Genomic DNA, 1,114 nt, shown 5'->3' on the forward strand with positions numbered 1-1,114 from the left:
CGGGCGTTCATCAAATCAACGTTTGGCGCCGGCATCGCGCTCGGTCTCGCGACGGTCCCGTTTAATATCGCGGCCTTTGTTCGTAGCGAGCCGAGAACCGACCGTCAGTTCATCACGACGGTCGAGGCGCTCGAACGGGGGAAGTCACTTGAATTTGAATATCCGGGCACGGAACCATCGTTACTCGTTCATTTAAAGACGGGCGAGTTTGTCGCCTATAACAACAAATGCACGCATCTCCAATGTCCTGTTTTTTATGTGGAAGAAGAGGACGTGCTCCTCTGTCCATGCCACCGCGGTTACTTTGGTGTCGACGGCCAACCTCAGTCGGGACCACCGCAGCGAGAATTGCCTAAAATCTTGCTCGAGATCGAGAACGGGAAAATCTTTGCGGTCGGGAGAGAGATTCATCATGGGGCGTAACGGTTGGAGTTTAATCGGATTGGTCGTCTTGCTCGCGACGAACATGGTGCTCTTGCAATACACGATTGAAAGCTATATGGTGTACGACCATGCTTCGATGCGACTATACATGATCATCGCCGTCATCAATGTCGGATTGATCGGGTTATTATATCGATATTGGAAAAAATTGAATACCGTACGAAAGAATAGTCTTCCCCTTGAAACGCTTCCAAATGTTGATTGCGTTTCGAGGGGGTTTGTGTTTAGAATGAAGTCAAGCTTTGATATGGCGCAACGTGTTTTAAGGAAGGTCGGTGGAAATGGCTCATTCAAGTAAAGCGATGGTGCTCGAGGAAACGAAAAAATTGGCACATCGCATCATTCATGTCCCGAAAGGCGGTTTTCTGTTTCGAGAACAAGAAGACGCAGCTGAATTTTATATTGTAAAAAGTGGACTGATCCAAATTTCAAAATTGACGGAAAATGGAAAAGAATTGACGTTACGTTGTTTAAGCGCTGAGGCTTGTTGCGGAGAGTTGACGTTGTTCGCAATCGAACCAAAATATTTATTTAACGCGAAAGCGTTAGAGGACAGTGAAATTTATGCGGTCAAAATCGAGCGAATCGAGACGATGATTTTATCGTCGAATCCTGAATTTGTCCGCGAGTTCATGATCATGATCAATGAGCATATGCGGAAGCAACATAC

Annotated in this window: 3 protein-coding genes; all 3 read left to right on the plus strand. The window is 46.5% G+C overall.

Going from position 1 to position 1,114, the window contains the following annotated elements:
• Positions 1-423 (plus strand): QcrA and Rieske domain-containing protein (locus tag B9Z54_RS21130; protein ID WP_113930355.1); only part of this gene is annotated, 423 nt, incomplete at its 5' end.
• The gene (locus B9Z54_RS25355) at positions 413-742 is read left to right on the plus strand and encodes a hypothetical protein (RefSeq protein WP_205207749.1); all 330 of its coding nucleotides are present in this window, start codon (positions 413-415) and stop codon (positions 740-742) included. The genes B9Z54_RS21130 and B9Z54_RS25355, both read left to right, overlap by 11 nt.
• The coding region (locus tag B9Z54_RS21140; protein WP_162785316.1) for a Crp/Fnr family transcriptional regulator at positions 726-1,114 on the plus strand (389 nt) is incomplete at its 3' end. The genes B9Z54_RS25355 and B9Z54_RS21140, both read left to right, overlap by 17 nt.

This window comes from Bacillus sp. P14.5 (assembly GCF_003316765.1).
Classification (GTDB): domain Bacteria; phylum Bacillota; class Bacilli; order Bacillales; family Bacillaceae_B; genus Rossellomorea.